Here is a 25,990-nt window from a genome sequence, read left to right as displayed (position 1 = left end):
AATAAGAGGTCGTCATGTCGACAACACCCCGGTCCGAGCCCTTGCGCTACCAGCGCGGCTTCGGCAATCAATTCAGCAGCGAGGCGATGCCGGGCGGTTTGCCCCACGGGCAGAACTCGCCGCAACGTCACCCGCTGGGCCTGTACGCCGAGCAATTTTCCGGGACCGCGTTCACCGTCCCCCGCGCTGAAGCCCGACGAACCTGGCTCTACCGCATTCAACCGTCCGCCGCGCACCCCCGCTTTCAGCGCCTTGAGCGCCAGATCACGGGTCAACAGCAAGGCCCCGTGACACCCAATCGCCTGCGCTGGAATGCCTTCGACATTCCCGCCGAGCCGACCGACTTCATCGATGGCCTGCACGCGCTGGCCAGCACCTCGTCTGCCGAACAGGCCGAGGGCGTGAGCATTTACGTCTACACCGCCAACCGCTCCATGCAGCGCGCGTTCTTCAACGCCGACGGCGAGTGGCTGATCGTCCCCCAGCAGGGCCGGCTGCGCATCACCACCGAACTGGGCCTGCTCGACCTTGAGCCGCAGGAAATCGCCGTGCTCCCCCGTGGTTTGAAATTCAGCGTCGAGCTGCTCGACGGCACAGCGCGGGGCTACATCTGCGAGAACCACGGCTGCGCCTTGCGCCTGCCTGACCTCGGGCCCATTGGCAGCAACGGCCTGGCCAATCCGCGGGATTTTCAGGTGCCCCACGCGCATTTTGAAGACAGCGTGCAGCCCACCGTGCTGGTGCAGAAATTCCTCGGCGAACTGTGGGCGACCACGCTCGGTCATTCCCCCTTCGACGTCGTTGCGTGGCACGGCAACAACGTCCCGTACAAATACGACCTGCGCCTGTTCAACACCATGGGCACGGTGAGTTACGACCACCCCGATCCGTCGATCTTTACTGTGCTGACGTCTCCGAGTGCTGTCGACGGTCAGGCGAACGTCGATTTCGTGATCTTCCCGCCGCGCTGGATGGTGGCGGAAAACACCTTCCGGCCGCCGTGGTTCCACCGCAACCTGATGAACGAATTCATGGGCCTGATCGACGGCGCCTACGACGCCAAGGCCGCAGGTTTCATGCCCGGCGGCGCGTCGCTGCACAACTGCATGAGCGCTCATGGCCCGGACAACGCCAGCGCCGAGAAAGCCATCGCCGCCGAACTCACGCCGCACAAGATCGAGAAGACCATGGCGTTCATGTTCGAGACCGGCAAAGTCCTGCGCCCCAGCTACCACGCGCTGGAATGCCCACAGTTGCAAAGCGACTACGATGCCTGCTGGGATGGCATCGCCAGAACGTTCAAGCCTTTCGACACGGACAGCCAACGATGAGCACTTCACACCACCCGCGCAGTTGGGTTGCCAGCGCCAACGACCATCCCGATTTCCCCCTGCAAAACCTGCCCCTGGGCGTGTTCAGCCGCCCCGGTTTCGGCAAGCGCGGCGGCGTTGCCATCGGGGATTTCATTCTTGACCTGCAAACGGCCCTCGAGGCCAGCCTGTTCAACGGCGCCGCGCGCGTGGCCGTGGAGGCCGCCAGCCGCGGGCAACTGAACGACTTTTTCGCCCTGGGCGGTTCGTCGCGGCAGGCGCTGCGCCATGAATTGCTGCACCTGCTCGACGAAAGAACCCTGCAGCGTGAGCGCTTGCAGGCCATGGGCGACCGTCTGCTGGTGCCAATGGCTGACTGCCAGATGCACATGCCGGCACAGGTCGGCGACTACACCGATTTCTACGTCGGCATTCATCACGCGATGAACGTCGGCAAGCTGTTCCGCCCGGACAACCCGCTGCTGCCGAACTACAAATACGTGCCCATCGCTTATCACGGGCGTGCGTCGACCCTGGGTGTGTCCGGGATGCCGGTCAGGCGCCCCAGCGGGCAGACCTTGAAACCGGGTGCCGAGACGCCGGATTTCGGGCCGAGCAAGCGCCTGGATTACGAACTGGAAGTGGGCGTATGGATCGGGCAGGGCAACGAGGCGGGCGAGCCTGTCGCCATCAGCAAGGCGGGCGAGCACATCGCCGGTTTCTGTCTGCTCAACGACTGGTCGGCTCGCGACCTGCAAGCCTGGGAGTACCAGCCGCTGGGGCCGTTTCTGTCGAAGAGTTTTGCCACGAGCATTTCGCCGTGGGTGGTCACGGCCGAAGCCCTTGCGCCGTTTCGCGCGGCTCAACCGGCGCGCCCCGAGGGTGACCCGCAGCCGATGCCTTATCTGTTCGATGAGCAGGATCAGGCCGGCGGCGCGCTGGACATCGAGCTGGAAGTGCTGCTGCTCACCGCGCAGATGAGAGAGCAGGGCGTCGCGCCCCAGCGTCTGTCCCTCAGCAACACGCTAAATATGTACTGGACCGTCGCGCAGATGGTGGCCCACCACAGCGTCAACGGCTGCAAGCTGCAGGCGGGGGATCTGTTCGGCACCGGCACCTTGTCAGGCCCGCAGCCCGGCCAACTCGGCAGCCTGCTGGAAATGACCGAAGGCGGTAAGCGCGCCGTAGAATTGCCCAACGGCGAGACGCGAACCTTTCTGGAGGCCGGCGATGAGGTGATCCTCAAAGCGCGCTGCCGCAAGGAGGACGAAGTGAGTATCGGCTTTGGCGAGTGCCGTGGGGTGGTGGTTGGCTGAACCCAGTCCTACAGACCGCATGTTTTTAGTGGGACCGGCTTCAGCCGGGAATAGGCCAGTGTGTGCGCCATCAATTTTGAGCTATGGCCGCTTACGTCTTCCCGTTTAAAGCCAGTCCTACAGAAATTAACCAAACCCACCCACCAGAGATCCACTGCGCGGCAAGAACCTCCCTTGCCGCTCCCCCTGCGGTTTGCCTTCCGCGTAACTCAAATGCCCGTTCACCCAGACCGCATCGATCCCCTCGGCCGCGCGCTTTGGCTCTTTGAAATCCGCGACATCGCGCACGGTGTCGGCGTTGAACAGCACCAGGTCCGCGCAATACCCTTCGCGCACGAAGCCACGATCATGCAGCCCGAAGCGTGTGGCGGTCAGGCCGGTCATCTTGTGCACGGCGGTGTGCAGCGGAAACAGCCCCAGATCCCGACTGAAATGCCCGAGCACCCGGGGAAATGCACCCCACAGGCGCGGGTGCGGAAACGGATCTTCCGGCAGCCCGTCAGAACCGATCATCGACAGCGGGTGCTTCATGATCCGCTGCACGTCATTCTCATCCATCCCGTAATACACGGCGCCGGCCGGCTGCAGTTTTCGGGCGGCGTCCCCCAGTGAAAGCTCCCAGTCGGCGGCAATGTCTTTCAACTCGCGGCCGCCCTGTTCCGGGTGCGGCGTCGACCAAGTGATGGTAATCGGAAACGCATCGGTGACCTGTTTCAAATCCAGCGTCGAAGAACTGGCCGCATAGGGGTAGCAATCGCAGCCCACCGGGTGGGTCAGGGCGGCATTTTCCAGGGACGCCAGCAGCTGCGGACTGCGGCCCCAGTTGCCTGCGCCCGCGCATTTCATGTGGGAAATCACCACCGGCGATTTGGCGTGACGGCCGATCTCGAACGCCTCGTCCATGGCCTCCAGCACCGGTTCGAACTCGCTGCGCAGGTGCGTCGTGTACACCGCGCCGAATGCTGTGAGCTCCTCGGCCAGCTGTTTCACTTCGTCGGTTTCGGCCGAGAAAGCCGAGGCATAGGCCAGACCGGTGGACAGGCCCAGCGCGCCATCCGCCAGGCTGTCGCGCAATTGCCCGCGCATGGCGCTGATTTCATCAGCGCGCGCCGTTCGAAAAAGATCATCCATGTGATTGCTGCGCAGCGCGGTGTGGCCGATCAGCGCCGCGACGTTGACCGCCGGCCGCGCCGCGTCCACTGCGTTGCGGTAGTCGCTGAAGCGCGGATAAACGAATGCAGCGGCGGGGCCCAGCAGGTTCATCGGATCCGGCGGATCGCCCGCCAGCGAAACGGGTGAGGCGCTGATGCCGCAGTTGCCGACAATCACCGTGGTCACGCCCTGGGTAATCTTTGGCAGCATCGCTGGCTGACGAATCACCACTGTGTCGTCGTGGGTGTGCACATCGATGAAACCCGGCGCCAGCACGCGGCCGGCGGCGTTGATCTCCTCGCGGGCGGAGACGTCGTGGAGGTCGCCGATGCGCTGGATGCGGCCGTCGCGGAGGGCCACGTCGGCGCGGTAGCCGGGCGTATCGCTACCGTCGATCACCAGCGCGTCGCGAATGATCAGGTCGTAAAGCATGGGGTCAGTCTCCAAGGGGCAGGCCGTCGTCGCCGCCGCGGTAGTCATCCAGCGCGAGCTTGATCCGTCGCAGCCTTTCGCGGTTGGCGTCGGGCGCGGTCAGCGCCAGTTCGGTGGCCAGCACGTCGATGGTCAGCAGCATGCCGTAGCGCGCGGCCGTGGGTTTGTAGATGAAATTGGTTTCGGCGATCTGCAGCGGCAGCAGGACATCCGCCCGCTCCGCCAGCGGGGAGTCGGGCAGGGTAATGGCGAGAATTTTCGCGCCATAGCTGCGAGCGAGATCCACTGCGTCGAGCAGTTCAGGGGTGCGCCCGCTCAGCGAGCAGACGATCACGCTGTGCTCGGGACCCAGGGTCGCGGCGATCAGGCGCATCATCACCGGGTCGCGGCTGGCGGCAATCGGGTAGCCGAGGCGCACCAGCCGGGTCTGCAGTTCTTCGCTGCACAGGCTGGACGCGCCGCCCATGCCGAAGCTGTGAATCATCCGGGCCGGCGCGAGCAGGGCCACCGCCGCCTGGAAGCGTGATTCATCGAAACCGGCCAGGTGCTGACGCAGGGTGGACTCGATGTCGCCGACGATCTGGGTGAAAAACGCCGACTGCTCCGGCGCCTGCTCCGGGGTGAGGAAGCGGTTGCCCACGGCGCTGGCCTGGGCCAGTTGCAGGCGCAGGTCGCGCAGGTCCTTGCAGCCCACCGTGCGGGCGAAACGCGATAGCGTGGCGCTGCTGACTTCGGCGCGGGCGGCGAGGTCGTCGAGGCTGGCGCTGGCGGCAAACGCCACGTCGCTGAGCACCAGTCTGGCGATGCGGCCTTCGCCGGCGCTGAACGACTCCTGACGGGCGCGGATCTGGTAAAGAATGTCCACTCAGATCACCTGCGCCAGCCCGAGGGTCAGGACGAAAGCGATCATCGAAATCAGCGTCTCCAGCACCGTCCAGGTTTTGAAGGTCTGTGTCACGGTCATGTTGAAGTACTCCTTGATCAGCCAGAACCCACCGTCGTTGACGTGGGAAAAAATCACCGAGCCGGCGCCGGTCGCCAGCACCAGCAGCTCTGGATGGGGATAACCCAGGCCCAGCGCTACGGGTGCCACGATGCCGGACGCCGTGGTCATTGCCACGGTGGCCGACCCGGTGGCGACGCGCATCAATGCGGCGAACAGCCAGCCCATCAGCAGCGGCGACAGATGCCAGTCCTGCGCCAGGCCGACGATCTCGTTGGTCACGCCGCTGTCGACCAAAATCCGGTTCAGACCACCACCCGCGCCCACTAGCAGCGTAATACTGGCCGTTGGCGCCAGGCATTCCTGGGTGAATTTCAGGATCGAATCGCGGGAGAACCCTTGGGCAATGCCCAACGTCCAGAAGCTTAGCAACGTGGCCAGCAGCAGCGCGATCACCGAGTTGCCGATGAACAGCAGAAAGCTGTTGAAGCCGCTGCCCGGCGTGGAAATCAGGTTGGCCCAGCCACCCAGCAGCATGAGCACCACCGGCAACAGAATGGTCGCCATGGTGATGCCGAAGCTCGGCAGCTGGGCGCGGGGTTCACGGTCGAGAAATTGTTTGGCGAGCGGGTTTTCATCGGGCAAACGAATGTGCGGCACGATGAAGCGCGCGTAGATCGGGCCGGCAATGATCGCGGTGGGGATGCCGATGAGGATGGCGTAAAACAGGGTCTGGCCCACCGACGCCTGATAGGCCTGCACCGCCAGCATTGCGGCGGGGTGCGGCGGCACCAGGGCGTGGACCACTGACAGGCCGGCGACCATCGGCAGGCCGACCATCAGAATCGACACGCCGACCCGACGCGCAACGGTGAACGCGATCGGCACCAGCAGCACGAAACCCACTTCGAAGAACAGCGGCAGCCCCACCAGAAACGCGATGCAGACCATCGCCCAGTGCGCGTTGCGTTCGCCGAAGCGGTCGATCAAGGTGCGCGCCACCTGCTCGGCACCGCCGGACTCGGCCATCATTTTGCCGAGCATGGTGCCCAGCGCCACGACCAGTGCGATGTGCCCCAGCGTCTTGCCGACGCCGCCCTCATAGGACGCGACGACGGCATTGGCCGGCATGCCGGCGACCAGCGCGAGGCCGACGGACACCAGGGTGATGACGATGAACGGATTGAGACGAAAGCGCGCGATGAGCACGATCAGGGCGATGATCGCGACGGCGGCATAGACCAACAGAGACAGGCCGGTTGACGGAGGCATGCAACGGATTCCTTGCTGAGAATGAGGGGGTCAGGGCTTGGGCGGCGGCGGGGCTGAGCCTGTCGAGCTACAACAGAGCAGGACTCACCCGCGCAATGGCGTTAACCGGTGCGCAGCCAGGCGGTGAAAACGATCTCGGCAGTGGGTGTTGCAAGCGCCATGAACGGCGAAAGAAGAGCAGGGGCGGGACGATCACAGGCAGTCATTATTGTTATCTCTGATTTCGTGATGGAAAGTAAATTACACGAAGCAGGATAAAAAGATCAATTCATGAAAATTAATTTCGCTCCGATGTTTTGCTTTGCGACCCATCCATTTGTGGGAGCGGGGGTTGGCTCAGGATTTCGGCCGGTTGGTTGGACTTGTGGGAGTGACCGGGGTGGCGTTCCACCTTGCTGGCGAATGCGGTTTATCCAGCGAAGAAAATTCATTGGCTGAACGGCCCTCTTCGCGAGCAAGCTCACTCCTACAGGTCTCTGTGCGCGACCTTGATTGCCCGGTCGATGCAGTCAAATTTGTAGGAGTGAGCTTGCTCGCGAAGGGGCCAGGACAGCCAGCCACTTTCTCTGGGGAAGGACAGTCAGCATTCGCGAGCAAGCTCGCTCCCACAGGATCGTGGGTGACTTGAGATTTCGAACCATGCCGAGACTCGTGGGAGTGAGCTTGCTCGCGAAGGGGCCAGGACAGCCAGCCATTTTCTCTGGGGAAGGACAGTCAGCCTTCGCGAGCAAGCTCACTCCTACAGGTCTCTGTGCGCGACCTCGATTGCCCGGTCGATGCAGTGAATTCGTAGGAGTGAGCTTGCTCGCGAAGGGGCCAGGACAGCCAGCCCCTTTCTCTGGGGAAGGACAGTCAGCCTTCGCGGCCGCTTCATGCCGCAGTGAACCGCTCACGATACGCCTGGGGCGTCACTGATACCGCACGCATGAAGCTGCGCCGCAACGTTTCTTCCGTACCAAAACCGCAGCGGTCGGCGATGCGCTTGATTGGCAGCGCGCTGTCCCCCAGCAGGCGCCGCGCCGCTTCCACGCGCAATTGCTCGATGGCCCGCGCCGGTGTATTCCCGGTGTGGGCGCGGTAGTGGCGGACGAAACTGCGCTCGCTCATGCCCACCTGCGCCGCCAGTGTGGCAACCGACAGGTCACTGGCCAGATTGTCGAGAATCCAGGCGTGCAGGTCGCCAAACCGGCTGCCTTGATCACGGGTCTGGTGCTGCATCGACAGCGCCGTGCTGAACTGCGACTGCCCACCCGGGCGCTTGAGAAACACCACCAGATCCCGCGCCACGGCCAGGGCGATGTCCCGGCCCAGATCCGCCTCGACCATCGCCAGGGCCAGATCAATACCCGCGGTCACCCCGGCGGACGTCCACAGTGTGTTCTCGTTGATGAAGATCGGGTCCGGGTCGACGCGCAGTTGCGGAAAACGCCGCGCCAGTTCGTCGCAACTGTCCCAGTGGGTGACCACCCGATGGCCGTCCAGCACGCCCGCCGCCGCCAGTAAAAATGCGCCGGTACACACCGACGCCACTCGCCGGGCACTGGCGGATTGCGTTCGCACCCAGTCCACCAGAACCGGATCCAGCAGCGCCGTATGCACGCCGCCGCCCCCGGCGATGATCAGGGTATCCGAAGCCGTGGACGGCAGCGGGTGGGTAAGCAGCCCGAGCCCGGCGGAGGAGACCACGCTGCCGGGTTCGCGAGCGATGACCTCCGGCCGGTATGGGATTTTGTTCAGCTCGGCTTCCTGGGCCATGACGTTGGCCGAGGCAAACACCTGCAGCGGTCCGGTGACGTCGAGTAACTGAACGTTGGGAAAGGCCAGAACGTGAACCGGCCTGGGCTGATGGGGCATGGCGCTCTCACTGTGAAGATTGGCGTGAATTGTCGGCTTTATGGCGTATCCGCCAGAGGCTAGCTCGCTACAGTGGTTTCGTCCAGTCGCTGGCCGAGCCCCATCGGCCGCGTCACTTCATACCGTCAGATGAATCACTTTCAGTACAAGGAAACACACCATGACCCTGCATATCGGCCTGCTGGTATTCCCCAAAGTCCAGCAACTGGACCTCACCGGTCCCTACGATGTTTTCGCCACCATGCCCGGCGTGGTCGTGCATCTGGTCTGGAAAAACCTTGAGCCGCTGCAGTCCAGCACCGGCCTGACCCTGGTGCCGACCGCGACCTTCGCCGACTGCATAGACCTGGACGTGATCTGCGTGCCGGGCGGGGTAGGGGTTGATGCATTGATGGAAGACCCCGAAACCCTGGCCTTCATCCAGCATCAGGCGGCCACGGCGCAGTACGTGACTTCCGTCTGCACCGGCGCGCTGGTGCTCGGCGCGGCAGGGCTGTTGAAAGGCCGCCGCGCCACCACCCACTGGGCGTCCCATTCATTGCTGGAGCAGTTCGGTGCGATTCCGGTGCACGAGCGCGTGGTGCGCGACGGCAACCTGATGACCGGCGGCGGCGTGACGGCGGGTATCGATTTTGCGCTGACGCTGATCAGCGAAGTGTTTGACGCGGATACCGCCCGGACCATTCAGCTGCAATTGGAGTACGCGCCGGCACCGCCCTACGATTCCGGCCGACCGGACACCGCACCGGCGAATATCCTTGCCGTCGCCACCGATCGCGCCATGCAGGGTTTGCTGGCGCGTCGGCAGATTGTCGAGCGCGTCACGGCGGCCATGGATTAACGGCGGGATTAGATCGGAGATTTATTGAGCGGGATTTCATACCAGCAGAGGAACAGGTCCAGCGCCGACTCGACCACTTCGCGCTGCTTATCCGGCGCGAGCAGGGGCTCGTTGAGGGTGACTTGCGGCCAGAAGGCGAAGGCCTTGAGCAACGCATGGATCTGCGACGCGGCGAACACCGGCTCGACGGCCTTGAGGCGTCCGTCCTGCTGGGCGCCGCGCACCCAGACGGTGAAGGTTTCTTCCCGTTGATTGAGTCGGCTAACCCAGATCTGCGCACGGTCGGGAGAGTGAATGGTCGCGCCGATGGCCACACGGGCCAGGTCGATGAAGTTGCTGTCACCGAGGGTTTTCATCTTCGCGTCGAGTAATTCGCGCAGTTGATCGCGCAGGGGCACGCCGGGTTTGTACACTGCATCGGTCTGCGTCGCGGCGGAGGACCACAGGCGATGGAGCATTTCGGAGAACAGTTCTTCCTTGCTGGGGAAGTGGTTGTAGACCGTGCGCTTGGAGACCTCGGCCCGGGCGGCAATCCGGTCCATGCTCGTGACCTCGAAACCGTTGTCGCGGAACTCGGCTATCGCCGCCTGAACAATGGCTTCGCGTTTACGGTCGGTCAGTCGCAGTGGGGCAGTCATGGATTCGCTTCTGTGAGGTGGCGCGGACGACTCAACCGCCCGACAAGAAAATTACACCGGGCAGTTTACTTCTCTTTGCTCATCGTGCAAGCTTGAAACTACACTGTGTAGTGTAGAGGCAGCCAAGAGCTTCAAGCTGTAAGCTTCAAGTCGCAAGCTTACGGCGTACAGCATGCTCTTGCAGCTTGCAGCTTGCAGCTTGCAGCTTGCAGCTCCCGCAACGCCACCTTCACCCGTTTCATGGAGTCAGCACCCTCATGGCCTCGATCGAAAAAAATCTTGATTCAAATCCTGCGCTGCCCGTCCTGACTCGGCGTGAAGGTCGCTATTTCAATCACAAGCCGATGGCGCGCTCGAGCGTGGGCAAAACCCTGCGCATCTTCTGGAACGCCCTGTTCAATAAACCCCACCACACCCGCCCGGCCGGGGAGATCCCGGTTCAGCCGCTGTCGCGCCAGCAACTGTTCGCGGCGCCCGACAACACGGTCTACCGGCTGGGCCACTCCACGGTGCTGCTGAAACTGCGCGGTGAATACTTCCTGACCGACCCCGTATTTGCCGAGCGTGCCTCGCCGGTGCAATGGGCCGGTCCGCAGCGCTTCCATCAGCCGCCGATCCGCCTCGAAGACCTGCCGCCGCTCAAGGCCGTGATCCTCTCCCACAACCACTACGACCACCTCGATCACATGACCATTCAGGTGCTCAAGGACAAGGCCGAGCATTTCATTACGCCGCTGGGGGTAGGGGACACGCTGATCGAGTGGGGCGTGCCGGCCGCCAAGGTCCAACAGTTGAACTGGTGGCAGTCGACGGAGATTCATGGCATTCGCTTTGTGGCGACCCCGGCGCAGCACTTCTCGGGCCGTACGCTGCGTGACGGCAATCAGACCCTGTGGGCATCGTGGGTGATGCTTGATGGCGAGCAGCGCATCTTTTTCAGCGGTGACACCGGCTATCACGCCGGTTTCAAGCTGATCGGCGAGCAGTACGGCCCGTTCGACCTGACCCTGATGGAGACCGGCGCGTACAACGAAGACTGGCCGGACGTGCACATGCAGCCCGAAGAGACGCTACAGGCGCACATCGACCTGCGCGGCAAGTGGCTGCTGCCGATCCACAACGGCACCTTCGACCTGGCGATGCACGCCTGGCACGAGCCGTTCGACCGGATTCTCGCGCTGGCGTGGGACCGCAGCATTTCCATCACCACGCCGGAAATGGGCCAGCCGTTTTACGTTCAGTACCCCAGCCGAGGCGAGGCGTGGTGGCTGAAAGTGGACAAGGCTGCCGAGCCTGCGACCGACCGCTGCTCGAAACGGCGGGACGATCGCCAGCAGGTCACCAGTCGCGGCTAAGCCGGCTGTTTCAGGGTTTGGCGTCAGTGGAATCTGCCGGATGCTCCGTTTCCGGCGGTCGCTGTTGTTCACCGCTCTGATTGGCTTGTTTGTGTTCCTCACCGACCTTGCCTGCGTTTTCAGGCTTGTGGTCGAGGTCTTCGCGATTGGACTCTTTATCAGGCATGGCGCCCTCCGGTGTGCAGGGTGAATGGCAGATTTGCAGCACGTGCTCAATGGTCGATCTGGTTGATCCGCATCAGCGCTTCGTCTTTGAACAGCGGTCGTTTCATGCGTTCGGCGAGCATCGCCATGGGCCGTTCCCGCTCACAGCTGACCACCGCCGCGACAACGCCCTGTTTGCAGATGAGCGCCAGGAAATCGAAACGTTCCGGCTCGCCCAAGTAGACGATGTCGTCCCAGTCGTCGGCGTGGCCGAGGTAATCCAGACGCTTCTCAAAATGGTAGGTCCAGAAGTACGGCACATCGGTGTATCGCAGGTCCTCGCCGAGCATGTTGCCCGCCGCAATGCGTGCCTGTTGTTGGGCCAGGCGCCAGTGCTCGATGCGCCGGGGCTGATGGTTGAGGGGAAAGGTGGCGATATCGCCGGCCGCCCACAGATCCTTGCCCGCGCGCATGCCGTCGTCGACCGCCAGTGAGCCATCGTCCTCCAGTTGAAGGCCGTCGATGAAATGCGTCACCGGGCTCACGCCGACGCCGACCAACGCGAGATCCACCTGCAGTCGTTCGCCATTGCTGAGCACCGCCGTCTGCAGCTGCTGCTGCCCATCTCGTTCAACACCCTCGAAACGGCTGACGTCCACGTGGGTGCGGAACAGCACGCCGTGCTGCTCATGCAGCGCCCGCAGGGCTTTGCCGATGCGCTCCCCCAGCTGACCGGCAAACGGCACCTCATGACGGGCCAGAATCGTCACGTTCACACCTTGTGTGCGCAACGCCGACGCCGCTTCCAGCCCGATAAAACTGTCGCCGACGATCAGCGCATGGCTACCGGGGTGGACCGCCGCGAGAATTTGGCTGGCGTCATCGCGGCTGCGCAGGGTCAGGACTTGCGGCAGGTCCGCGCCCTCTAGAGTCAACGCGCGGGGCTCGCCACCGGTGGTGACCAGCGCCGCGTCGTAGTCAAAGCGGCGCCCGTCCGCCAGGGTGACCCGCTTGTTGACGATGTCCAGTTTCATCACTTCGCCGTGCACCCGTTCGATGCGATTGCTCAGGTAGAACCCGTCGTCGCGCAGAGCCGGGATCTCATCGGTATCCATTTCGGCGGACAAGACAAATTTGCTCAGCGCTGTGCGGTCGTACCCGGCCGCGGCTTCTCTGTCGATGAGCCGTAATTGACCGTTGAAGCCTTTTTCCCTCAGCGCGCAGGCAGCCGCTGTACCCGCCGCACCGGCGCCAATGATGACAAAGCAGCGGCTGTCCTCGGCCAGCGTCGGCGTGTCGGCGGTGATGGGCTGGTCATCGACATGCACATGGCCATCGATGACGTGGACGGGGTATTGGGTCAGGGCATCCAGCGCAGGTGGTTCGCAGAGATGGCCGTCGTCGATGGAGAATTCGGCCTTGTGCCAGGGACAGATCAGATGACCGTTGCAGATGGCGCCGTCGGCCAGTGGCGCGCCGGCATGGGGGCAGAAGGCTTGAAACGCGCGGACTTCGTCGCCGTGCAGAACCAGCAGCGCCTTGGTTTCGCCAAACTCGATCTGGAGACCGCGGTCTTGCTGAATATCGGTCAGAGGGGCGACTCGATGCAGAGGCATGTGCGCTTCCTTGTGGGCTTTTATTGGACTTGGGGGCTTTTAGTTGGGAGTCGGCCGTCGGGGGAGAGGTTCAGGGAATTATCGGGTAGTCGGTTGGGCGGGCGCTCCGTTCGCTTCAACTGCCGGAGGAACGCCCAAACTCCGAGGTCATTTCACTGCGTCTGGCTATTGCGTCAACTTGAGCCGCTCATGCCAGTCGGCAATCGACTCGTCAGGAAACTCCTCGAACTGCTGGTCATTCGGTCCTGCGGTCACTTCCACCCAGGGCGCCTTGGAGTTCAGCAACAAGTGCGTGTGCTCCGGCGGGGTCGGCAATGGCGTGTCGATGGCTGACGCAAACGGGTGGATCAGCTCCGGCCACTCGGGGCTGAACAGCCACAGCCCGCTGCCGCACCGTTTGCAGAAATGCCGTTCGGCACTGCTGATGCAGGCTTGGTGACCCTCATCGTCGCGCATCTTCGCGTGGTAGATGGCGATGTTGTCCTTGCCTTTGACGTCGAGACTTTTCGCATCGCCGCCCAGGTTGATCGCGTAGCCGCCACCGCCCTGGGTCTTGCGGCAGATCGAGCAGTAGCAGCGTTGATAAGGGTAGGGCTGGGCGCTTGTCAGGCTGAATTCGACGGCGCCGCAATGGCAGGAGCCTTCCAGATGCATATTCACCTCCGCTTGAATGTGATGTCGGGCTTAAGGGTCTAGACCGCTCAAGCGGGCGGGGTTCGATGTTTTCTCGAACGGGCGTTCGGATTATTCACGGACCGTTGGTTAAAGAAGCCTGCGGCAACGTCGATAAGCCGTAGTCATATGACCACTTTGCGTCCCGCCCCTCCAAGAATGAGCCACCCTTTATGAGCCTACGCAACCTGACCATCGCCCGCCGCGCCGGCCTTGGGTTTACCCTGATTTCCCTGTTGGTCGCGCTGCTCGGCTGGTTCGCCCTGAGCCAGATGTCGACGATCCGACAGAGCGAGGTGGCGGTTGAAAGCAACTGGATGCCGAGCATGCGTCTGGTCAACGACATCCGCGAAGCCATGCTGCGCATTCGCACGATCTCGCTGCGGGTTGCCCTTGACACCGATCCGAAAAATCTCAGCGTCTACAAAGGTCAGATGGACGCGCGCGCGAAGATCCTCGACGAGAAACTCGCCAGCCTCGACACCTTCATCGACACCCCGGAAGAGAAGGCGTTGTACGGCAAATTCCGCGCGACCCTGGTCGATTATCAGCGCGGTTTGACCCAGTCTTTTGTGCTCGCCGAGAGCGGTGACTTCAAGGCGCTGAACAAACTGCTGCTGGTGGACATGAAAACCGCCGTCGACAACTCCGGCGCGCAATTGGGCGATCTGGGTGATTTCTACTCCCATCAGGTCGAGCTCGAAGGCGCTGCCGCCGAAGCGCAATACGGCAACTCCCGAAACGTGGTGCTGGTGTTCGTGCTGATCGCAGCACTGGCCACCGTGGTGCTCGCGGTGTGGCTGACCCGCAGCATCGTTCGCCCGCTGCAGGAAGCGGTTGATGCTGCCGAATACGTGGCCAAGGGCGATTTGACCCATGACATTCGCGTCGAGGGCAATGACGAAGTGACGCGCTTGCAGAGCGCGTTGCAGCAGATGCAAACCAACCTGCGCTCGACCCTGAGCCTGATCGGCAATTCGGCGAGCCAGCTGGCGTCGGCCGCCACCGAGCTGAACTCGGTGACCGAAGACAGTCATCGCGGCCTGCACCAGCAGAACGCCGAAATTGAACAGGCCGCCACGGCGGTGAACGAGATGACTTCGGCGGTCGAGGAAGTCGCGCGCAACGCGGTGTCGACGTCCCAGGCGTCGAGCGAATCGAACACGGCGGCCCGCGACGGCCAGAGCCGGGTCATCGACACGGTCAATTCGATCCAGACCCTGTCCGGCAACGTACAGCACACCTCGGACCTGGTGCAGAACCTGGCCGATCAGTCCAAGGACATCGGCAAGGTGCTGGACGTGATTCGCTCCATCGCCGAGCAGACCAACCTGCTGGCGCTGAACGCCGCCATTGAAGCCGCACGGGCCGGTGAGTCCGGACGCGGGTTCGCCGTGGTCGCTGATGAAGTGCGCGCCCTGGCCCACCGCACCCAGCAGTCGACCCTGGAAATCGACAAAATGGTGACGACCATGCGCAGCGGTTCCACCGAAGCAGTGGAGTCGATGTCGATCAGCCGCTCACGGGCGACCGAAACACTGGGGTTGGCCCAGGGTGCCGGCGAGTCGCTGAACCGCATCACTACGTCGATCAACGAGATTTCCGAACGCAATCTGGTCATCGCCAGCGCCGCCGAAGAGCAGGCGCAAGTTGCGCGGGAAGTGGACCGCAACATCGTCAACATCCGCGATCTTTCGATGCAATCGTCGTCCGGCGCCAACCAGATCAGCGCGTCGAGTAACGAACTGTCCCGGCTGGCGGCGGAGTTGAATCAGGTGGTCACGCGCTTTCGGGTTTGATGGTTCTTCTCAACGTCTCAAAGGCTTCCCGGCTAAAGCCGGTCCCACAGGGTAATGCGGTATTAGTGGGACCGGCTTTAGCCGGGAAGAGGCCGGTTTGAGCACCCTCGGTTTTGCTGTGTGACAGATGACGCCTTCCTGGTAGGACCGGCTTTAGCCGGGAACAGGCCAAGAACGGCAGCCTTTCACCTCATTCACTTGCCTGTCGCTGCCCTCGGCTTGCATGATTCGCCCCGACTAATAATTCCTGGCGGGCCGAACCTGCCGACGAGATAGGTGAAGGGCAATGGATGACGTGAATCGCGATTTCAGCAGTTGGCTGCGCTCCCCGGGCCACGCGGCCTGGCTGATGCAGGAGGGCAATCGGCTGCTGGCGTTTGCCAAGGCCTCGAAGCTGCCCCAGGGCTTCGGCAATCTGGATGACCTCGGTCGGCTCCCCGCCGATGCCGTGGCCGAAACCATGAACACCGCACGCATGACCCACAGTTTCGCCATGGCCCACATCAACGGCATTCCCGGTTGCGCCGCGCTGGTCGATCACGGCATTGCGGCGCTGGCCGGGCCGTTGCGTGACGCCGAACACGGCGGCTGGTTCGCCACACCCCTGGAACACAGCACTGACACCGGCAAGAACGCGTACCTGCACGCCTTCGTCGCCCTGGCCGCCAGCTCGGCAGTCGTCGCCCGTCGCCCCGGCGCCCAGGCGTTGCTGGAACAAGCGATTCAGGTGATCACCGGGCATTTCTGGAGCGAGGAGGAAGGCGCCATGCGTGAATCCTTCGACCGCGACTGGAGCAACGAGGAAAGCTATCGCGGCGCCAACAGCAACATGCACAGCACCGAGGCGTTTCTCGCCCTGGCCGACGTCACCGGCGATGCGCGCTGGCTGGATCGGGCGTTGAGCATCGTCGAGCGGGTCATTCATCAGCACGCCGCTGGCAACAACCATCAAGTGATCGAGCATTTCACCCTGCAGTGGCAGCCGATTCTCGACTACAACGTCGACAAGCCCGACGACGGTTTCCGCCCCTACGGCACGACGCCCGGCCACGCCTTCGAGTGGGCGCGGCTGGTGCTGCACCTGGAAGCGGCGCGGCGCAAGGCCGGGCTGGAAACGCCGGCCTGGTTGCTGGAAGACGCTCGCGGTTTATTCGAAAACGCCTGCCGCTATGGCTGGGACGTCGATGGCGCGCCCGGGATCGTCTACACCCTCGACTGGGAAAACCGCCCGGTGGTCCGCCATCGCCTGCACTGGACCCACGCCGAAGCGGCTGCTGCCTCTGCCGCACTGCTGCAGCGCACCCACGAGCAGCAATACGAAGACTGGTACCGGACGTTCTGGGAATTCAGCGAGACGCTGTTCATCGACTACGAAAACGGCAGCTGGCGCCACGAGCTCAACCCTGAAAACAAACCCAGCGCCGATATCTGGGCCGGCAAGCCGGACCTGTACCACGCCTATCAGGCGACGCTGCTGCCGGTGTTGCCGCTGGAACAAAGTCTGGCAACGGCGTTGGCGAGCCGGGCCTAGTCCGCGGGATCCTGCGCGGGCTCGAGGCCAACGCGATCTGTGTAGGAGCGACCGGGGTGGCGCTCCACCTTGCTCGCGAAGAGGCCAGTACATCCGCTATATCTTTAGCGCCTGAACTGCCGCCTTCGTGAGCAAGCTCACTCCCACAGTCCCGTTTTCAGCAGGTACATCGGCAGTGTGGTCATGTTGATTAAGGGCAATGGGTTGGCGAGCCGCGCATCAACCTCACACCTTCAACTCAATCCACGTCGGTGCATGGTCACTGGCGTGGGGCAGGTCCCTCACCCAGCGGTCCACCCCCGCGTTTTTCAGCTTGGGCTTCAGATCCTTGCTCAACAGCAGGTGGTCAATGCGCAGGCCGGAGTTGGTTTTCCAGTGGTTGCGGAAATAATCCCAGAACGTGTAAATCCGCTCGTCCGGGAATTTCGCGCGCAGGGCGTCGGTCCAGCCCTGGTCCAGCAACCGCTCAAAGCACGCGCGGCTTTCCGGTTGCAGCAAGGCATCCTTCAGCCATGAACGCGTGTTGTAGATGTCATTGTCGGTAGGGATGACGTTGTAGTCCCCGGCCAGCACCACCGGATGCTCGCTCTTGAACAGCGAGTCGGCGTGCGTGATGAAGTGCTCGAACCAGTCCAGCTTGTAGTCGAACTTCGGCCCCGGCTGCGGGTTGCCGTTGGGCAGGTACAGGCAGCCGACGATCACGCCCTGAACGGCCGCCTCCAGATAGCGGCTGTGCTTGTCCTTTTCATTGCCCGGCAAACCCCGACGAATTTCCAGCGGCTCTCTGTCCCGGGACAGGATCGCCACGCCGTTCCACGACGGCTCGCCCTGCCAGATCACACCGTAGCCGGCATTGCGGATATCGTCGGCGGGGAAGGCCGTGTCGGCCGCTTTCAGTTCCTGCAGGCAGACGATGTCGGGCGCTTCCTTTTCCAGCCACTGCAACAGAATGGGCAAACGCGCGCGGATGCCGTTGATGTTGAACGTGGCGATTTTCAGCGTGGCCATGGCGTTCGCCTCCAATGAGTGTGCAGCGTTGGAGGTCGCCGGATCGGTGAAGATTCCATCGGCGTGCGCGCCGCTGCCTTTCTCTTCAATCAGCCGGCTCCGCTCCGTCAGGCAAATCGTTGCGACACACGAATCACCTGCCGGGCGATATAGGTCCCCGTCACGATCACAGCAAAGAGTCGCAGCGTCTGCATCGCCAGCACGAAGCCGACGTCGGAATGGGTGTCGATGGCAATGATCGCCATGGCATCAAGACCGCCCGGGCTGGTGGCCAGGTACACCGAGAGGAAGTCCTTGCCCATGATTTCCGCGATGCCCCAGGCCGACAGGGCGCAGAGCAGGATCAGCACCAGCGCCCCGGCGATCATCGCGGGCAGCCGCCGCCAGACGTAGCTGATGGTCACGCGATCAAAGCGCAGGCCGATGTAACTGCCGATCGCGCCGTAGGCAATCGCCAGCACCCAGGCAGGGTGATCTGCAACAGGCCGCTCAACTGCAGCGCGCCGCCGAGCAGCAAGGGCACCAGCAAGGCCCCGGCTGGCAAGCGACTGCCGAGGATCACGCCGACCCCGATCACCAGCAGGCTCAAACCCAGGTTGAGCAGGTTCATCCCGTGCAACAGCGCGTCCGTGCTGTGGGCCTCCGAACCGCCGGCATCGGCACCGATCAGCCGACTGACCAGCGCGCCGACCATCACCACGCAGACCACTCGCACGTATTGCATGGTGGCGACCACTCGAGAGTCGGCGCCGTCATCCTCGGCCATCGCGACCATCGCCGACGCCGCGCCCGGCGAAGTGCCCCACGCTGCAGTGCTGCTCTGAATGCCGCCCCAGCGCGCCATGGCGATGCCGACCACGGCACTCAACGCGACGGTGAGCAAGGTGGCGAACACCATGACATGCCAGGACTGCATCGCCGCGAGCAGCACGCCGACGGTCATGGAGTGGGCGACCAGCACGCCGACCGTGCCCTGGCCGAGGCGGAACACCTGCTTGTTCAGACGAACGCTGGCCCCGGCGACGCCGAAGCCTATCGCCACCAGCATGGGCCCGAGAAACAGCGCGGCGGGGATGTGGAAGTATTTGAACAGTTGGCCGGCGCTACCGGCCATGAGGATGAGCAGCAGCCATTGGGTCAGCGGGTGCTGGTGGGCGAGGGCAAACGAGGCGGGGCGTGGCAACGCGGATCTCCAGAGCATTGGCATTTCCTGATAAGGAGTGACCTGAGTGCTTCCCTGCCGAGTGCATTTCCAATGACGCCCAGTATCGACAGCGCAATCGATCAAGTCTATTTTCTAATAATCATGAATCGATAACTTTGGTTGATATATGGACCTCCGTGACTTGACCTATTTCGAAACCATCGCCGAGCTCGGTCACCTCGGGCGCGCGGCTGAAAAGCTCAATCGCAGCCAGCCCGCGTTGACCAAAAGCATTCAGCGGCTGGAGGAATCCTTCGGCACCAAGCTGTTCCAGCGTGACGGCCGCCGAATCAAGCTCACGCCGGTCGGCGAACTGCTGCAGGCTCGGGGCAAGGTGCTGCAGCAAAGCATTGCCCAGACCCAGCGCGAGGTGCGGGATTTCGCCAGTGGCGCGGTAGGGGATATCCGGCTGGGCTGTGCGGCCACCATGGCCGAGTACCTGCTGCCGGAACTGACCAGTGCGCTGCTCAAACGCTCGCCGCAGGTCACGCTCAAGCTGGTGATCGGTCAGGACGACATGCTGCGCGAGCAACTGCGCTCCGGGCACCTGGACATGATCATCTGCGCCCAGCGCAGTGCCGAGGAGGAATTCAGCTTCTACCCGATCCTGACCGACGAAGCCGTGGTGATCGCCAGCCGCAACCATCCGATCTTCCAGGCGCCGTTCGAGATGCGCGACCTGTGCCGCTACCGCTGGGTTCTGCCGCCCTCCGGCGTGTCGTCGCGCATCTGGGTCGACGACGCCTTCACCCGCCACGACCTGCCGCTGCCGGAAGTGCAGATCGAGTCCAATTCGATTTCCCTGCTGCCCCGGTTGATTGCCCAGACCAGCCTGCTGAGCTTCATCGCCCGGGAGACGCTGGAGTTCGGCAAGAACATGCAGGACCTGCGCGAGGTGCCGCTGGAGCAGACCACCATGACGCGGACCATTTGCGTCATGCTCCGCCGCGAAGGCTATCTGTCGCCTGCCGCCCACGCCATGGTGCAGATGCTGCGCGATGACGGCGGATCCTTCCTCAATTGGTCGTGACCTGTGCTTTTACCCCGCCGGGTGGGTTAGCCTGCTTAACGACATTCACCTACGGAGCGTCAACGATGCAGCTACAGACAAACCAGCCGGACATCCACGCAATTGCTTATTGGGCACACGACGGCGAGCATTTCGGCGGCGATCAGTCGCCCCTCAACGACGCCGATTCCGACGAAGACCGCGATCCGGAGGGCGAGCTGGACTTGAGCGAACTGGATCTGGACGAGTTTGCCGATGCCGACAAGCTGGACATCAGTTCGTCGAATCTGGAATAGGCGGGGCGCTGGCGCTCGATTGTCGGAGATCTCCAGTCGTGAACCGTTCCACGGTCTCGCAGCAGATGCAAACCTTGTGGGAGCGAGCTTGCTCGCGGAGAGGCCAGTACATCCGCTGGATATTCAGTGGTAAATACGACGCCATCGCGAGCAAGCTCACTCCTACAGGGTTTGGGTTCAGCCAGCCAGATGCTCAGCCAATGCCTCAATCGCTTTTTCGGCCGTTTCGCTACTGCCAACCCAGGTACACGCCAGCATCAGATTGCGCGGCAGGCCGAAATCTTCCACCTGAAACCCTTGCCCATCAAAGCCCGCCGCATCATGGGCAATCTGCTCACGCAACGCGCCATTCGCTGCGAAATACGCCCACACCGGTTTGCCTAGGGCAACCGCCATGCCCACTTCGAAGGCCGTGCCTGAATCCGGCTCGGCGCCGCGAAAGGGGTTCAAGTTGGCCAGCACCGCGTCGCAGCGTTTGATCATCGCAATGTTGGCGTTGCAAATCACCGCAGCCGCCTCTTCAGGGCTCAGCCCCTGCGGCACTTCGTTATCAAACGGGTACAAACCCTCAAGACCGTGCTGATCGCACAGGGCTTTCAGATAGCGGCCGTGCTCGATGGCGTCGGCGCGAAATACGTCGAAGCCCGCGAGATAGATAAGGGGGTGGCTGACGGAAGGCATGGCGATCTCCTGGAAAATGCGTGGAGCGAGTCTAACGGGTGAGCAGTGCTCTTTGGTCCGCGCCGTTGATCGGGCCGGCGCCATCCTACAGCAGGCAGGGCTGGAATCTGTACGGATAACCAGTATCCTGACGCTCTCCCGTCAGCCTTTACGTGACCTCGCCGTGAGCCCTTCCCCCCTCGACAATCCGTTTTACTACCTGGAAAACTTCCGCCAGGTGCTGAACTGGATCGCCCAGCGCTACGACGACCTGCTCGATGAAGACGAGCGGCGTTTCATCGACGACTTTGCCCAACTGCCGCAGCCTGCACAGGCGCTGCTGGTGCGCATGGTCATGCGCAAAGGCACGCTGTTCCGCGCCAGCAAACTGGATTACGCCGAGATCGGCGACGTCCGACTGGCCGCCGCGCCATTGCTGGAGTCCGGTTGGGTGGACGGCCAACCCCATCTCGATCTCCACGCCCTGTTTGCGTTGCTGCGCAAAGACGAACTGGGCCAGTGCTTCAAGGCCCACGGCGTCAAAAGCGCCGAGAAAAAATCCGACCTCCTGCAGCGCCTGTTGCCGATCTACGAAGCACCCCAGCGCCTGGAGCACTGGTTTGCCGGGTTCGAAGAAGTGATCTTCGCGCTGCAGGTCATGCCACTGTGCGACCGGCTTCGCCTGCTGTACTTCGGCAATCTCTACCAGGAGTGGTCGGAGTTCGTGCTGGCGGACCTGGGCATCTATCGCTACGAAAAAGTCGAATTTTCCGTCGAGTCCCGTGGCATCAATCAACGCGCCGACATCGACATCTGCCTGCACCTGCACACCTGCCGGCAGGCGCTGGACGACGGCATGGCACTGGCCGACCTGGCGCCTCAAGCGCTGGCCGTCGAGACCGACAACCCTTGGCTGGCCATGCGTCGCGCCAAGCTCTTGTTCAAGATCGGTCAGCAGGCCGAGCGTGAACAGGACTGGCCGCTGGCATTGAGCGTTTACGCGCAGTCCAGCTACCCCGGCGCCCGTGTGCGGAGGATCCGCGTGCTCGAACGCAGCGAACAATTCACCGACGCGATGACGCTGTTGCTGGAAGCGCAATCGGCGCCGGAAAACGACGAAGAAACCCAACACCTGCTGCGCATACAACCCCGTCTGAAGCGCAAGTTGGGCGAGGGCAGCGTGCAGAAACGGTTGAAACGAGCCGTCACTCGGCTTGATTTGAGCGTGCTGCCGCTTCCCGATCACAGCGTCGAACGGCTGATCCAGCAGCACCTGGCGGAAGAGGGCAGCGAGGTGCACTACGTGGAGAACGCGCTGGTCAATTCGCTGTTCGGTCTGCTCTGTTGGCGGGCGATCTTTGCGCCGCTACCCGGCGCGTTTTTCCACCCGTTCCATAGCGCACCGAGTGACCTCTACAGCCCGGACTTCTACCAGCGCCGCGCGGCCCTGTTCGACGAGTGCCTGGCGCAGCTCGACGACCAGCGCTACGAAGCAGTGATCCGCGACACCTACGCCAGCAAATTCGGACTGCAATCGCCCTTCGTGTTCTGGGGCACCCTGACCCCGGAGCTGCTGGATCAAGCGCTGCACTGCCTGCCGGCGCAACACCTCAAACGCTGGTTCCGACGCCTGCTGCAAGACATCAAAGCCAACCGCACCGGCATGCCCGACCTCATCCAGTTCTACCCCGCGCAACGCCGCTACCGAATGATCGAAGTCAAAGGCCCCGGCGACCGCCTGCAAGACAACCAACTGCGCTGGATCGACTTCTGCGCCGAACATGAAATGCCGGTGGTGGTGTGCTACGTGAAATGGGCGGAAGAAGACCTATTGGCAACTGGGTGACACCGGTTTCCCCGACCCCGTACATCCGCAACATTTTTAGCGCCCCAACTGGCCTCTTCCCGGCTAAAGCCGGTCCTACTAAACGCTTTTGATCTTCGTACGAAAGAAGACCAGTCACCGCCAATCGCGACTTGGGTGCAGGCTGAACGCAGGTCTTGCGTAGTGGGCCGAGCCGCATGGATGCGGCGAGAGCGCCGTCAGGACATGGATGTCCGTTCGGCGCGGGCCCACGGAGCGAGACCGGAGTGAAGGTACTCCGACGAAGGAGGAGCCCAACCAGGAGCAAGCACCCTTGGTTACTTGGGGTGCTTTTCCAAGTAACTCGCCGAAGGCGAAACCGAGGCCGTTAGGCCGACGCTCTTGATCCTAAAAACAACCCGCCTTAGCGCTTCACCTTCTTGGCCACCACCGGCAACGGCGCAAACAACGCCGCAATATCCTCATCCTGCAACTTCCAGTCCCCGGCCTTGCGCCCATCCAGCACACCGGCCGCCAGCGCCGCCTTCTCCTGCTGCAAATGCTGAATCTTCTCCTCCACCGTCCCCCGCGCAATCATCTTGTACACGAACACCGGCTTATCCTGACCAATCCGATACGCCCGATCCGTCGCCTGATTCTCCGCCGCAGGGTTCCACCACGGATCGTAGTGAATCACCGTATCGGCCGCCGTCAGGTTCAACCCCGTGCCACCCGCCTTCAGACTGATCAAGAAGATCGGATGCTTCCCGCTCTGGAAATCCTGTACCGGCACCCGCCGATCCCTGGTCTTCCCGGTCAGCAGCGAATACGCGATCCCGCGCTGCTTCAACTCCGCCTCGATCAACTCCAGCATCGACGTAAACTGCGAAAACAACAGAATCTTGCGATTCTCCGCAAACAACTCCTCCAGCATCTCCATCAGGCTGTCCAGCTTGCCCGAACTCGACTGCCGCGGATTGACCGGCGCACTGTTGACCAGCCGCAGGTCGCAGCAGACCTGACGCAGCTTGAGCAGCGCCTCAAGAATGATGATCTGACTGCGCCCCACGCCTTTACGGGTGATCTCGTCGCGGACCTTCTTGTCCATCGCCAGGCGCATGGTTTCGTACACATCGCGCTGGGTGTCGTTGAGCTCGACCCAATGCACGATCTCGGTTTTCGGCGGCAGCTCGGTGGCCACCTGCTCCTTGGTCCGGCGCAGCAGGAACGGCTTGATCCGCGCGTTGAGGTGCTCCAGACGCTGCTCGTTGCCCAACTTCTCGATCGGCGTGCGGTAATTGCTGTTGAACTGCTTGGCATCCCCCAGCCAGCCGGGCATCAGGAAATGGAACAGCGACCACAACTCGCCCAGGTGGTTTTCCAGCGGCGTACCGCTCAGGCACAGACGCTGCCGAGCATTCAACTGACGCGCCGCCTGAGCCGCTTTGCTGGTGGGATTCTTGATGTATTGCGCCTCATCGAGCACCAGCACATGCAGCAGTTGCTGGCTGAGCACTTCGACGTCTCGGGGCAGCAGCGCGTAAGTGGTCAGGATCAGGTCGTAATCCTGCAGCCGTTTGAAATCCTGGTGGCGCTGGGTGCCGAACAGCGCCAGCACCTTGAGTTGCGGCGTGAAGTGCTTCGCCTCGTCCATCCAGTTGGGAATAAGACTGGTGGGCATCACCACCAGCGCCGGCCGGTCGAGACGCCCGGCCTGTTTTTCCAGCAGCAGGTGCGCCAGGGTTTGCAGGGTCTTGCCCAGGCCCATGTCATCAGCGAGCACACCGCCGACTTCCAGCTCGCGCAGCGCCTGCATCCAGCTGAGGCCCTCCAGCTGATAAGGCCGCAACGTGGCGTTCAGGCCCTCCGGCACCTCACCGCGCACGTCCTTGATGTTCACCAGTCGCTCGGAAAACTGCCGCAGCCGGTCGCCGCCCTGCCACACCAGCGGCAGGTCATCGAGCTGCCGCAGCCGCGCGGCGTCGGCGGTGTTCAGGCGAATGGCGTTGTTGCCGTCCTCGCGCCAGTAAAAATCGCCGAGGGTCGCCAGCACCGGTTTCAGCCGGCCATAAGGCAGCGCCACCTGAATCGGCACGCCGCCGCGCTGGGTGAAATGGTTGAGCTGAACCAGCAGCTGCTCGTCGTCGCGGCGCTTGGCGATGCCGCTGGCGGTCATCAATTCCGGGTGCGTGCGCAGCAGATTGATCAGAATCGGCAGCAGGCTCAGCCGCTCGCCATTGACGATGATCCCCAGCTCCAGATCGAACCAGTCGCGCTCCGGCTCGTCGTCGACCACCGCATACCAATCGTCCACCGGCGTCACGTCGAAGCCGAAGTCTTCGCTCATCTCGATCTGCCAGCCTTCGGCGCGCAGCCGGGGCAGGTCATCGAGAATGAAGCTCAGCCAGGCCTTGTCGGTGGGCAGTTCGAACATCTCGCCGGCACTGTCCGGCAGCGCCTTGCTCTGCCGGGTCGCGATGCGAAAGCCCAGTTCCTGAAGCTGCTTGCGGTACTCGCCTTCACGCTCCGGATGGCGGCGGGTTCGCAGAATTTCGTCCGGCAGATGCCAGAGGATGTCGCCGCCACGGCCGGGGGCGGGCACGCCAGACACATAGGATTCACGGTAGCGAAACGCCAGGGCTGCGCGGTGCTGGATATGCCGCTGCATCTTGCCGTTGCGCGGCTCGTAGGCGCTGTACTCGAAGCTGGCGAGAATCAGCCGCGGCTCGGGCTTGATGTTCTTTTCCAGGCGCTCGGGCAACTTGGGTTTTTGCTCGACGACTTTCGGTCTGCGCGCAGTTGGCTCGCCGTCCACCGCTGCAAGAATGCCGGGGCTGTTGGCCGGGTCCTGCAAGAAGAACAGCGCCGCCGCACAGTGCTTGCAGTTGTTTCTCACCGGGCAGGTGCATTTGCCGACAATGAAATTGCGCGTGCGCTCCGGGTCCTTGAACAACAGCGTCTGGGTGTAGTTCTCCAGGCTGGAACCCCGGCACACTGTGCGCACGACATCGCCGCTCAAGTGTTCGAGCATCACGCGCTTCTGCCGCGCGTACTCCAGACCCCGCTCGACCGCCTGGGTTTTGAACAGCGGTTCCCACGGCAGGGCGAGGGCTTTTTCCAGTAGGGACGCCACG

19 protein-coding genes and 4 pseudogenes are annotated in these 25,990 nt (G+C 62.8%); 10 read left to right on the top strand and 13 right to left on the bottom strand.

From position 1 onward, the window contains the following. Positions 1–14: 14 nt before the first annotated feature. Positions 15–1,331 carry a homogentisate 1,2-dioxygenase gene (gene hmgA, locus IFT47_RS23345; RefSeq protein WP_192174323.1) on the top strand — a complete coding sequence of 439 codons (1,317 nt, stop codon included), beginning with the start codon at positions 15–17 and terminating at the stop codon, positions 1,329–1,331. Next, positions 1,328–2,626: a fumarylacetoacetase gene (fahA, locus tag IFT47_RS23340; RefSeq protein WP_192174322.1), complete on the top strand. Its 1,299-nt coding sequence runs from the start codon at positions 1,328–1,330 to the stop codon at positions 2,624–2,626. The genes hmgA and fahA overlap by 4 nt, the downstream gene beginning before the upstream one ends. A gap of 126 nt (positions 2,627–2,752) precedes the next feature. On the opposite strand, the gene IFT47_RS23335 is transcribed toward fahA, so the two are convergent. From IFT47_RS23335 to IFT47_RS23320, 4 genes are all read right to left on the bottom strand, one after another. Beyond that, positions 2,753–4,210 carry an N-acyl-D-amino-acid deacylase family protein gene (locus IFT47_RS23335; RefSeq protein WP_192174321.1) on the bottom strand — a complete coding sequence of 486 codons (1,458 nt, stop codon included), beginning with the start codon at positions 4,208–4,210 and terminating at the stop codon, positions 2,753–2,755. A 4-nt stretch (positions 4,211–4,214) separates the two neighbouring features. Beyond that, positions 4,215–5,075 carry an SIS domain-containing protein gene (locus IFT47_RS23330; protein ID WP_192174320.1) on the bottom strand — a complete coding sequence of 287 codons (861 nt, stop codon included), beginning with the start codon at positions 5,073–5,075 and terminating at the stop codon, positions 4,215–4,217. Next, positions 5,076–6,425, bottom strand: a complete 1,350-nt coding sequence (locus tag IFT47_RS23325) for a GntT/GntP/DsdX family permease (RefSeq protein ID WP_192174319.1) — start codon at positions 6,423–6,425, stop codon at positions 5,076–5,078. Between the two features lie 870 nt (positions 6,426–7,295). Next, positions 7,296–8,279, bottom strand: a complete 984-nt coding sequence (locus IFT47_RS23320; protein WP_192174318.1) for a GlxA family transcriptional regulator — start codon at positions 8,277–8,279, stop codon at positions 7,296–7,298. 160 nt (positions 8,280–8,439) lie between these two features. Here IFT47_RS23320 and IFT47_RS23315 point away from each other — a divergent pair, with 160 nt between their 5' ends. After that, positions 8,440–9,120 carry a DJ-1/PfpI family protein gene (locus IFT47_RS23315; RefSeq protein ID WP_192174317.1) on the top strand — a complete coding sequence of 227 codons (681 nt, stop codon included), beginning with the start codon at positions 8,440–8,442 and terminating at the stop codon, positions 9,118–9,120. An 8-nt stretch (positions 9,121–9,128) separates the two neighbouring features. Here the strand turns inward: IFT47_RS23315 and IFT47_RS23310 are convergent, their stop codons facing one another. Next, positions 9,129–9,758: a TetR/AcrR family transcriptional regulator gene (locus IFT47_RS23310; RefSeq protein ID WP_192174316.1), complete on the bottom strand. Its 630-nt coding sequence runs from the start codon at positions 9,756–9,758 to the stop codon at positions 9,129–9,131. 257 nt (positions 9,759–10,015) lie between these two features. On the opposite strand from IFT47_RS23310, the gene IFT47_RS23305 reads away from it, so the two are divergent. Then, complete coding sequence (locus IFT47_RS23305) at positions 10,016–11,113, top strand: MBL fold metallo-hydrolase (protein ID WP_192174315.1); 1,098 nt, start codon at positions 10,016–10,018, stop codon at positions 11,111–11,113. Positions 11,114–11,123: 10 nt separating this feature from the next. Here IFT47_RS23305 and IFT47_RS23300 read toward each other — a convergent pair whose 3' ends face one another. From IFT47_RS23300 to IFT47_RS23290, 3 genes are all read right to left on the bottom strand, one after another. Next, the gene (locus IFT47_RS23300; RefSeq protein ID WP_192174314.1) at positions 11,124–11,279 is read right to left on the bottom strand and encodes a hypothetical protein; all 156 of its coding nucleotides are present in this window, start codon (positions 11,277–11,279) and stop codon (positions 11,124–11,126) included. Positions 11,280–11,325: 46 nt separating this feature from the next. Next, positions 11,326–12,873, bottom strand: a complete 1,548-nt coding sequence (locus IFT47_RS23295; protein ID WP_192174313.1) for an FAD-dependent oxidoreductase — start codon at positions 12,871–12,873, stop codon at positions 11,326–11,328. A 165-nt stretch (positions 12,874–13,038) separates the two neighbouring features. Continuing rightward, positions 13,039–13,527: a GFA family protein gene (locus IFT47_RS23290; RefSeq protein ID WP_192174312.1), complete on the bottom strand. Its 489-nt coding sequence runs from the start codon at positions 13,525–13,527 to the stop codon at positions 13,039–13,041. Between the two features lie 191 nt (positions 13,528–13,718). Between IFT47_RS23290 and IFT47_RS28305 the strand changes: the two are divergent. The 3 genes and pseudogenes from IFT47_RS28305 to IFT47_RS23280 all read left to right on the top strand — a co-directional run. Beyond that, a pseudogene (locus IFT47_RS28305) lies at positions 13,719–14,486 on the top strand (MCP four helix bundle domain-containing protein); the annotation flags it as partial. Then, positions 14,481–15,344, top strand: coding sequence for a methyl-accepting chemotaxis protein (locus tag IFT47_RS28300; protein ID WP_407073257.1), 864 nt, complete (start codon positions 14,481–14,483; stop codon positions 15,342–15,344). The pseudogene IFT47_RS28305 and the gene IFT47_RS28300, both read left to right, overlap by 6 nt. Positions 15,345–15,630: 286 nt before the next feature. Continuing rightward, positions 15,631–16,875: a D-mannose isomerase gene (locus IFT47_RS23280; protein WP_192174310.1), complete on the top strand. Its 1,245-nt coding sequence runs from the start codon at positions 15,631–15,633 to the stop codon at positions 16,873–16,875. 225 nt (positions 16,876–17,100) lie between these two features. On the opposite strand, the gene IFT47_RS23275 is transcribed toward IFT47_RS23280, so the two are convergent. Together IFT47_RS23275 and IFT47_RS23270 are read right to left on the bottom strand one after the other, a co-directional pair. Next, positions 17,101–17,883, bottom strand: coding sequence for an exodeoxyribonuclease III (locus IFT47_RS23275; RefSeq protein ID WP_192174309.1), 783 nt, complete (start codon positions 17,881–17,883; stop codon positions 17,101–17,103). A gap of 107 nt (positions 17,884–17,990) precedes the next feature. Further along, positions 17,991–19,066, bottom strand: a pseudogene (locus IFT47_RS23270) (AbrB family transcriptional regulator). Between the two features lie 148 nt (positions 19,067–19,214). Here IFT47_RS23270 and IFT47_RS23265 point away from each other — a divergent pair. Both IFT47_RS23265 and IFT47_RS23260 read left to right on the top strand, forming a co-directional pair. Beyond that, a complete protein-coding gene (locus IFT47_RS23265; RefSeq protein ID WP_192174308.1) occupies positions 19,215–20,117 on the top strand; it encodes a LysR family transcriptional regulator in 903 nt (300 codons plus the stop codon). Between the two features lie 65 nt (positions 20,118–20,182). Then, a complete protein-coding gene (locus IFT47_RS23260; protein ID WP_192174307.1) occupies positions 20,183–20,392 on the top strand; it encodes a hypothetical protein in 210 nt (69 codons plus the stop codon). A 177-nt stretch (positions 20,393–20,569) separates the two neighbouring features. Here IFT47_RS23260 and IFT47_RS23255 read toward each other — a convergent pair whose 3' ends face one another. Further along, positions 20,570–21,073, bottom strand: coding sequence for a nucleoside 2-deoxyribosyltransferase (locus IFT47_RS23255; protein WP_192174306.1), 504 nt, complete (start codon positions 21,071–21,073; stop codon positions 20,570–20,572). Between the two features lie 163 nt (positions 21,074–21,236). Here IFT47_RS23255 and IFT47_RS23250 point away from each other — a divergent pair, with 163 nt between their 5' ends. Next, on the top strand, positions 21,237–22,898 hold the full coding sequence (locus IFT47_RS23250; protein ID WP_342345388.1) for a VRR-NUC domain-containing protein: 1,662 nt from the start codon (positions 21,237–21,239) through the stop codon (positions 22,896–22,898). Positions 22,899–23,280: 382 nt separating this feature from the next. Here IFT47_RS23250 and IFT47_RS23245 read toward each other — a convergent pair. Both IFT47_RS23245 and IFT47_RS28295 read right to left on the bottom strand, forming a co-directional pair. Then, a pseudogene (locus IFT47_RS23245) lies at positions 23,281–25,413 on the bottom strand (DEAD/DEAH box helicase); the annotation flags it as partial. 62 nt (positions 25,414–25,475) lie between these two features. Continuing rightward, positions 25,476–25,989: pseudogene (locus tag IFT47_RS28295) on the bottom strand (SWIM zinc finger family protein); the annotation flags it as partial. Between the last annotated feature and the right edge of the window lies 1 nt (position 25,990).

The organism is Pseudomonas sp. CFBP 13711 (assembly GCF_014842265.1).
Taxonomy (GTDB): Bacteria; Pseudomonadota; Gammaproteobacteria; order Pseudomonadales; family Pseudomonadaceae; genus Aquipseudomonas.
Note: the sequence above shows the minus strand (reverse complement) of the source record. Positions and strands in the feature narration are given on the sequence as shown.

Bases quoted from the DNA above. Each gene is read 5' to 3' on its own strand.
- IFT47_RS23310 (WP_192174316.1), bottom strand. From the start codon at position 9,758: ATGACTGCCCCACTGCGACTGACCGACCGTAAACGCGAAGCCATTGTT.
- IFT47_RS23265 (WP_192174308.1), top strand. From the start codon at position 19,215: ATGGACCTCCGTGACTTGACCTATTTCGAAACCATCGCCGAGCTCGGT.
- IFT47_RS23325 (WP_192174319.1), bottom strand. From the start codon at position 6,425: ATGCCTCCGTCAACCGGCCTGTCTCTGTTGGTCTATGCCGCCGTCGCG.
- IFT47_RS28300 (WP_407073257.1), top strand. From the start codon at position 14,481: ATGCAAACCAACCTGCGCTCGACCCTGAGCCTGATCGGCAATTCGGCG.
- IFT47_RS23305 (WP_192174315.1), top strand. From the start codon at position 10,016: ATGGCCTCGATCGAAAAAAATCTTGATTCAAATCCTGCGCTGCCCGTC.
- IFT47_RS23300 (WP_192174314.1), bottom strand. From the start codon at position 11,279: ATGCCTGATAAAGAGTCCAATCGCGAAGACCTCGACCACAAGCCTGAA.
- IFT47_RS23295 (WP_192174313.1), bottom strand. From the start codon at position 12,873: ATGCCTCTGCATCGAGTCGCCCCTCTGACCGATATTCAGCAAGACCGC.
- IFT47_RS23335 (WP_192174321.1), bottom strand. From the start codon at position 4,210: ATGCTTTACGACCTGATCATTCGCGACGCGCTGGTGATCGACGGTAGC.
- IFT47_RS23320 (WP_192174318.1), bottom strand. From the start codon at position 8,279: ATGCCCCATCAGCCCAGGCCGGTTCACGTTCTGGCCTTTCCCAACGTT.
- IFT47_RS23290 (WP_192174312.1), bottom strand. From the start codon at position 13,527: ATGCATCTGGAAGGCTCCTGCCATTGCGGCGCCGTCGAATTCAGCCTG.
- fahA (WP_192174322.1), top strand. From the start codon at position 1,328: ATGAGCACTTCACACCACCCGCGCAGTTGGGTTGCCAGCGCCAACGAC.
- hmgA (WP_192174323.1), top strand. From the start codon at position 15: ATGTCGACAACACCCCGGTCCGAGCCCTTGCGCTACCAGCGCGGCTTC.
- IFT47_RS23275 (WP_192174309.1), bottom strand. From the start codon at position 17,883: ATGGCCACGCTGAAAATCGCCACGTTCAACATCAACGGCATCCGCGCG.
- IFT47_RS23280 (WP_192174310.1), top strand. From the start codon at position 15,631: ATGGATGACGTGAATCGCGATTTCAGCAGTTGGCTGCGCTCCCCGGGC.
- IFT47_RS23255 (WP_192174306.1), bottom strand. From the start codon at position 21,073: ATGCCTTCCGTCAGCCACCCCCTTATCTATCTCGCGGGCTTCGACGTA.
- IFT47_RS23315 (WP_192174317.1), top strand. From the start codon at position 8,440: ATGACCCTGCATATCGGCCTGCTGGTATTCCCCAAAGTCCAGCAACTG.
- IFT47_RS23260 (WP_192174307.1), top strand. From the start codon at position 20,183: ATGCAGCTACAGACAAACCAGCCGGACATCCACGCAATTGCTTATTGG.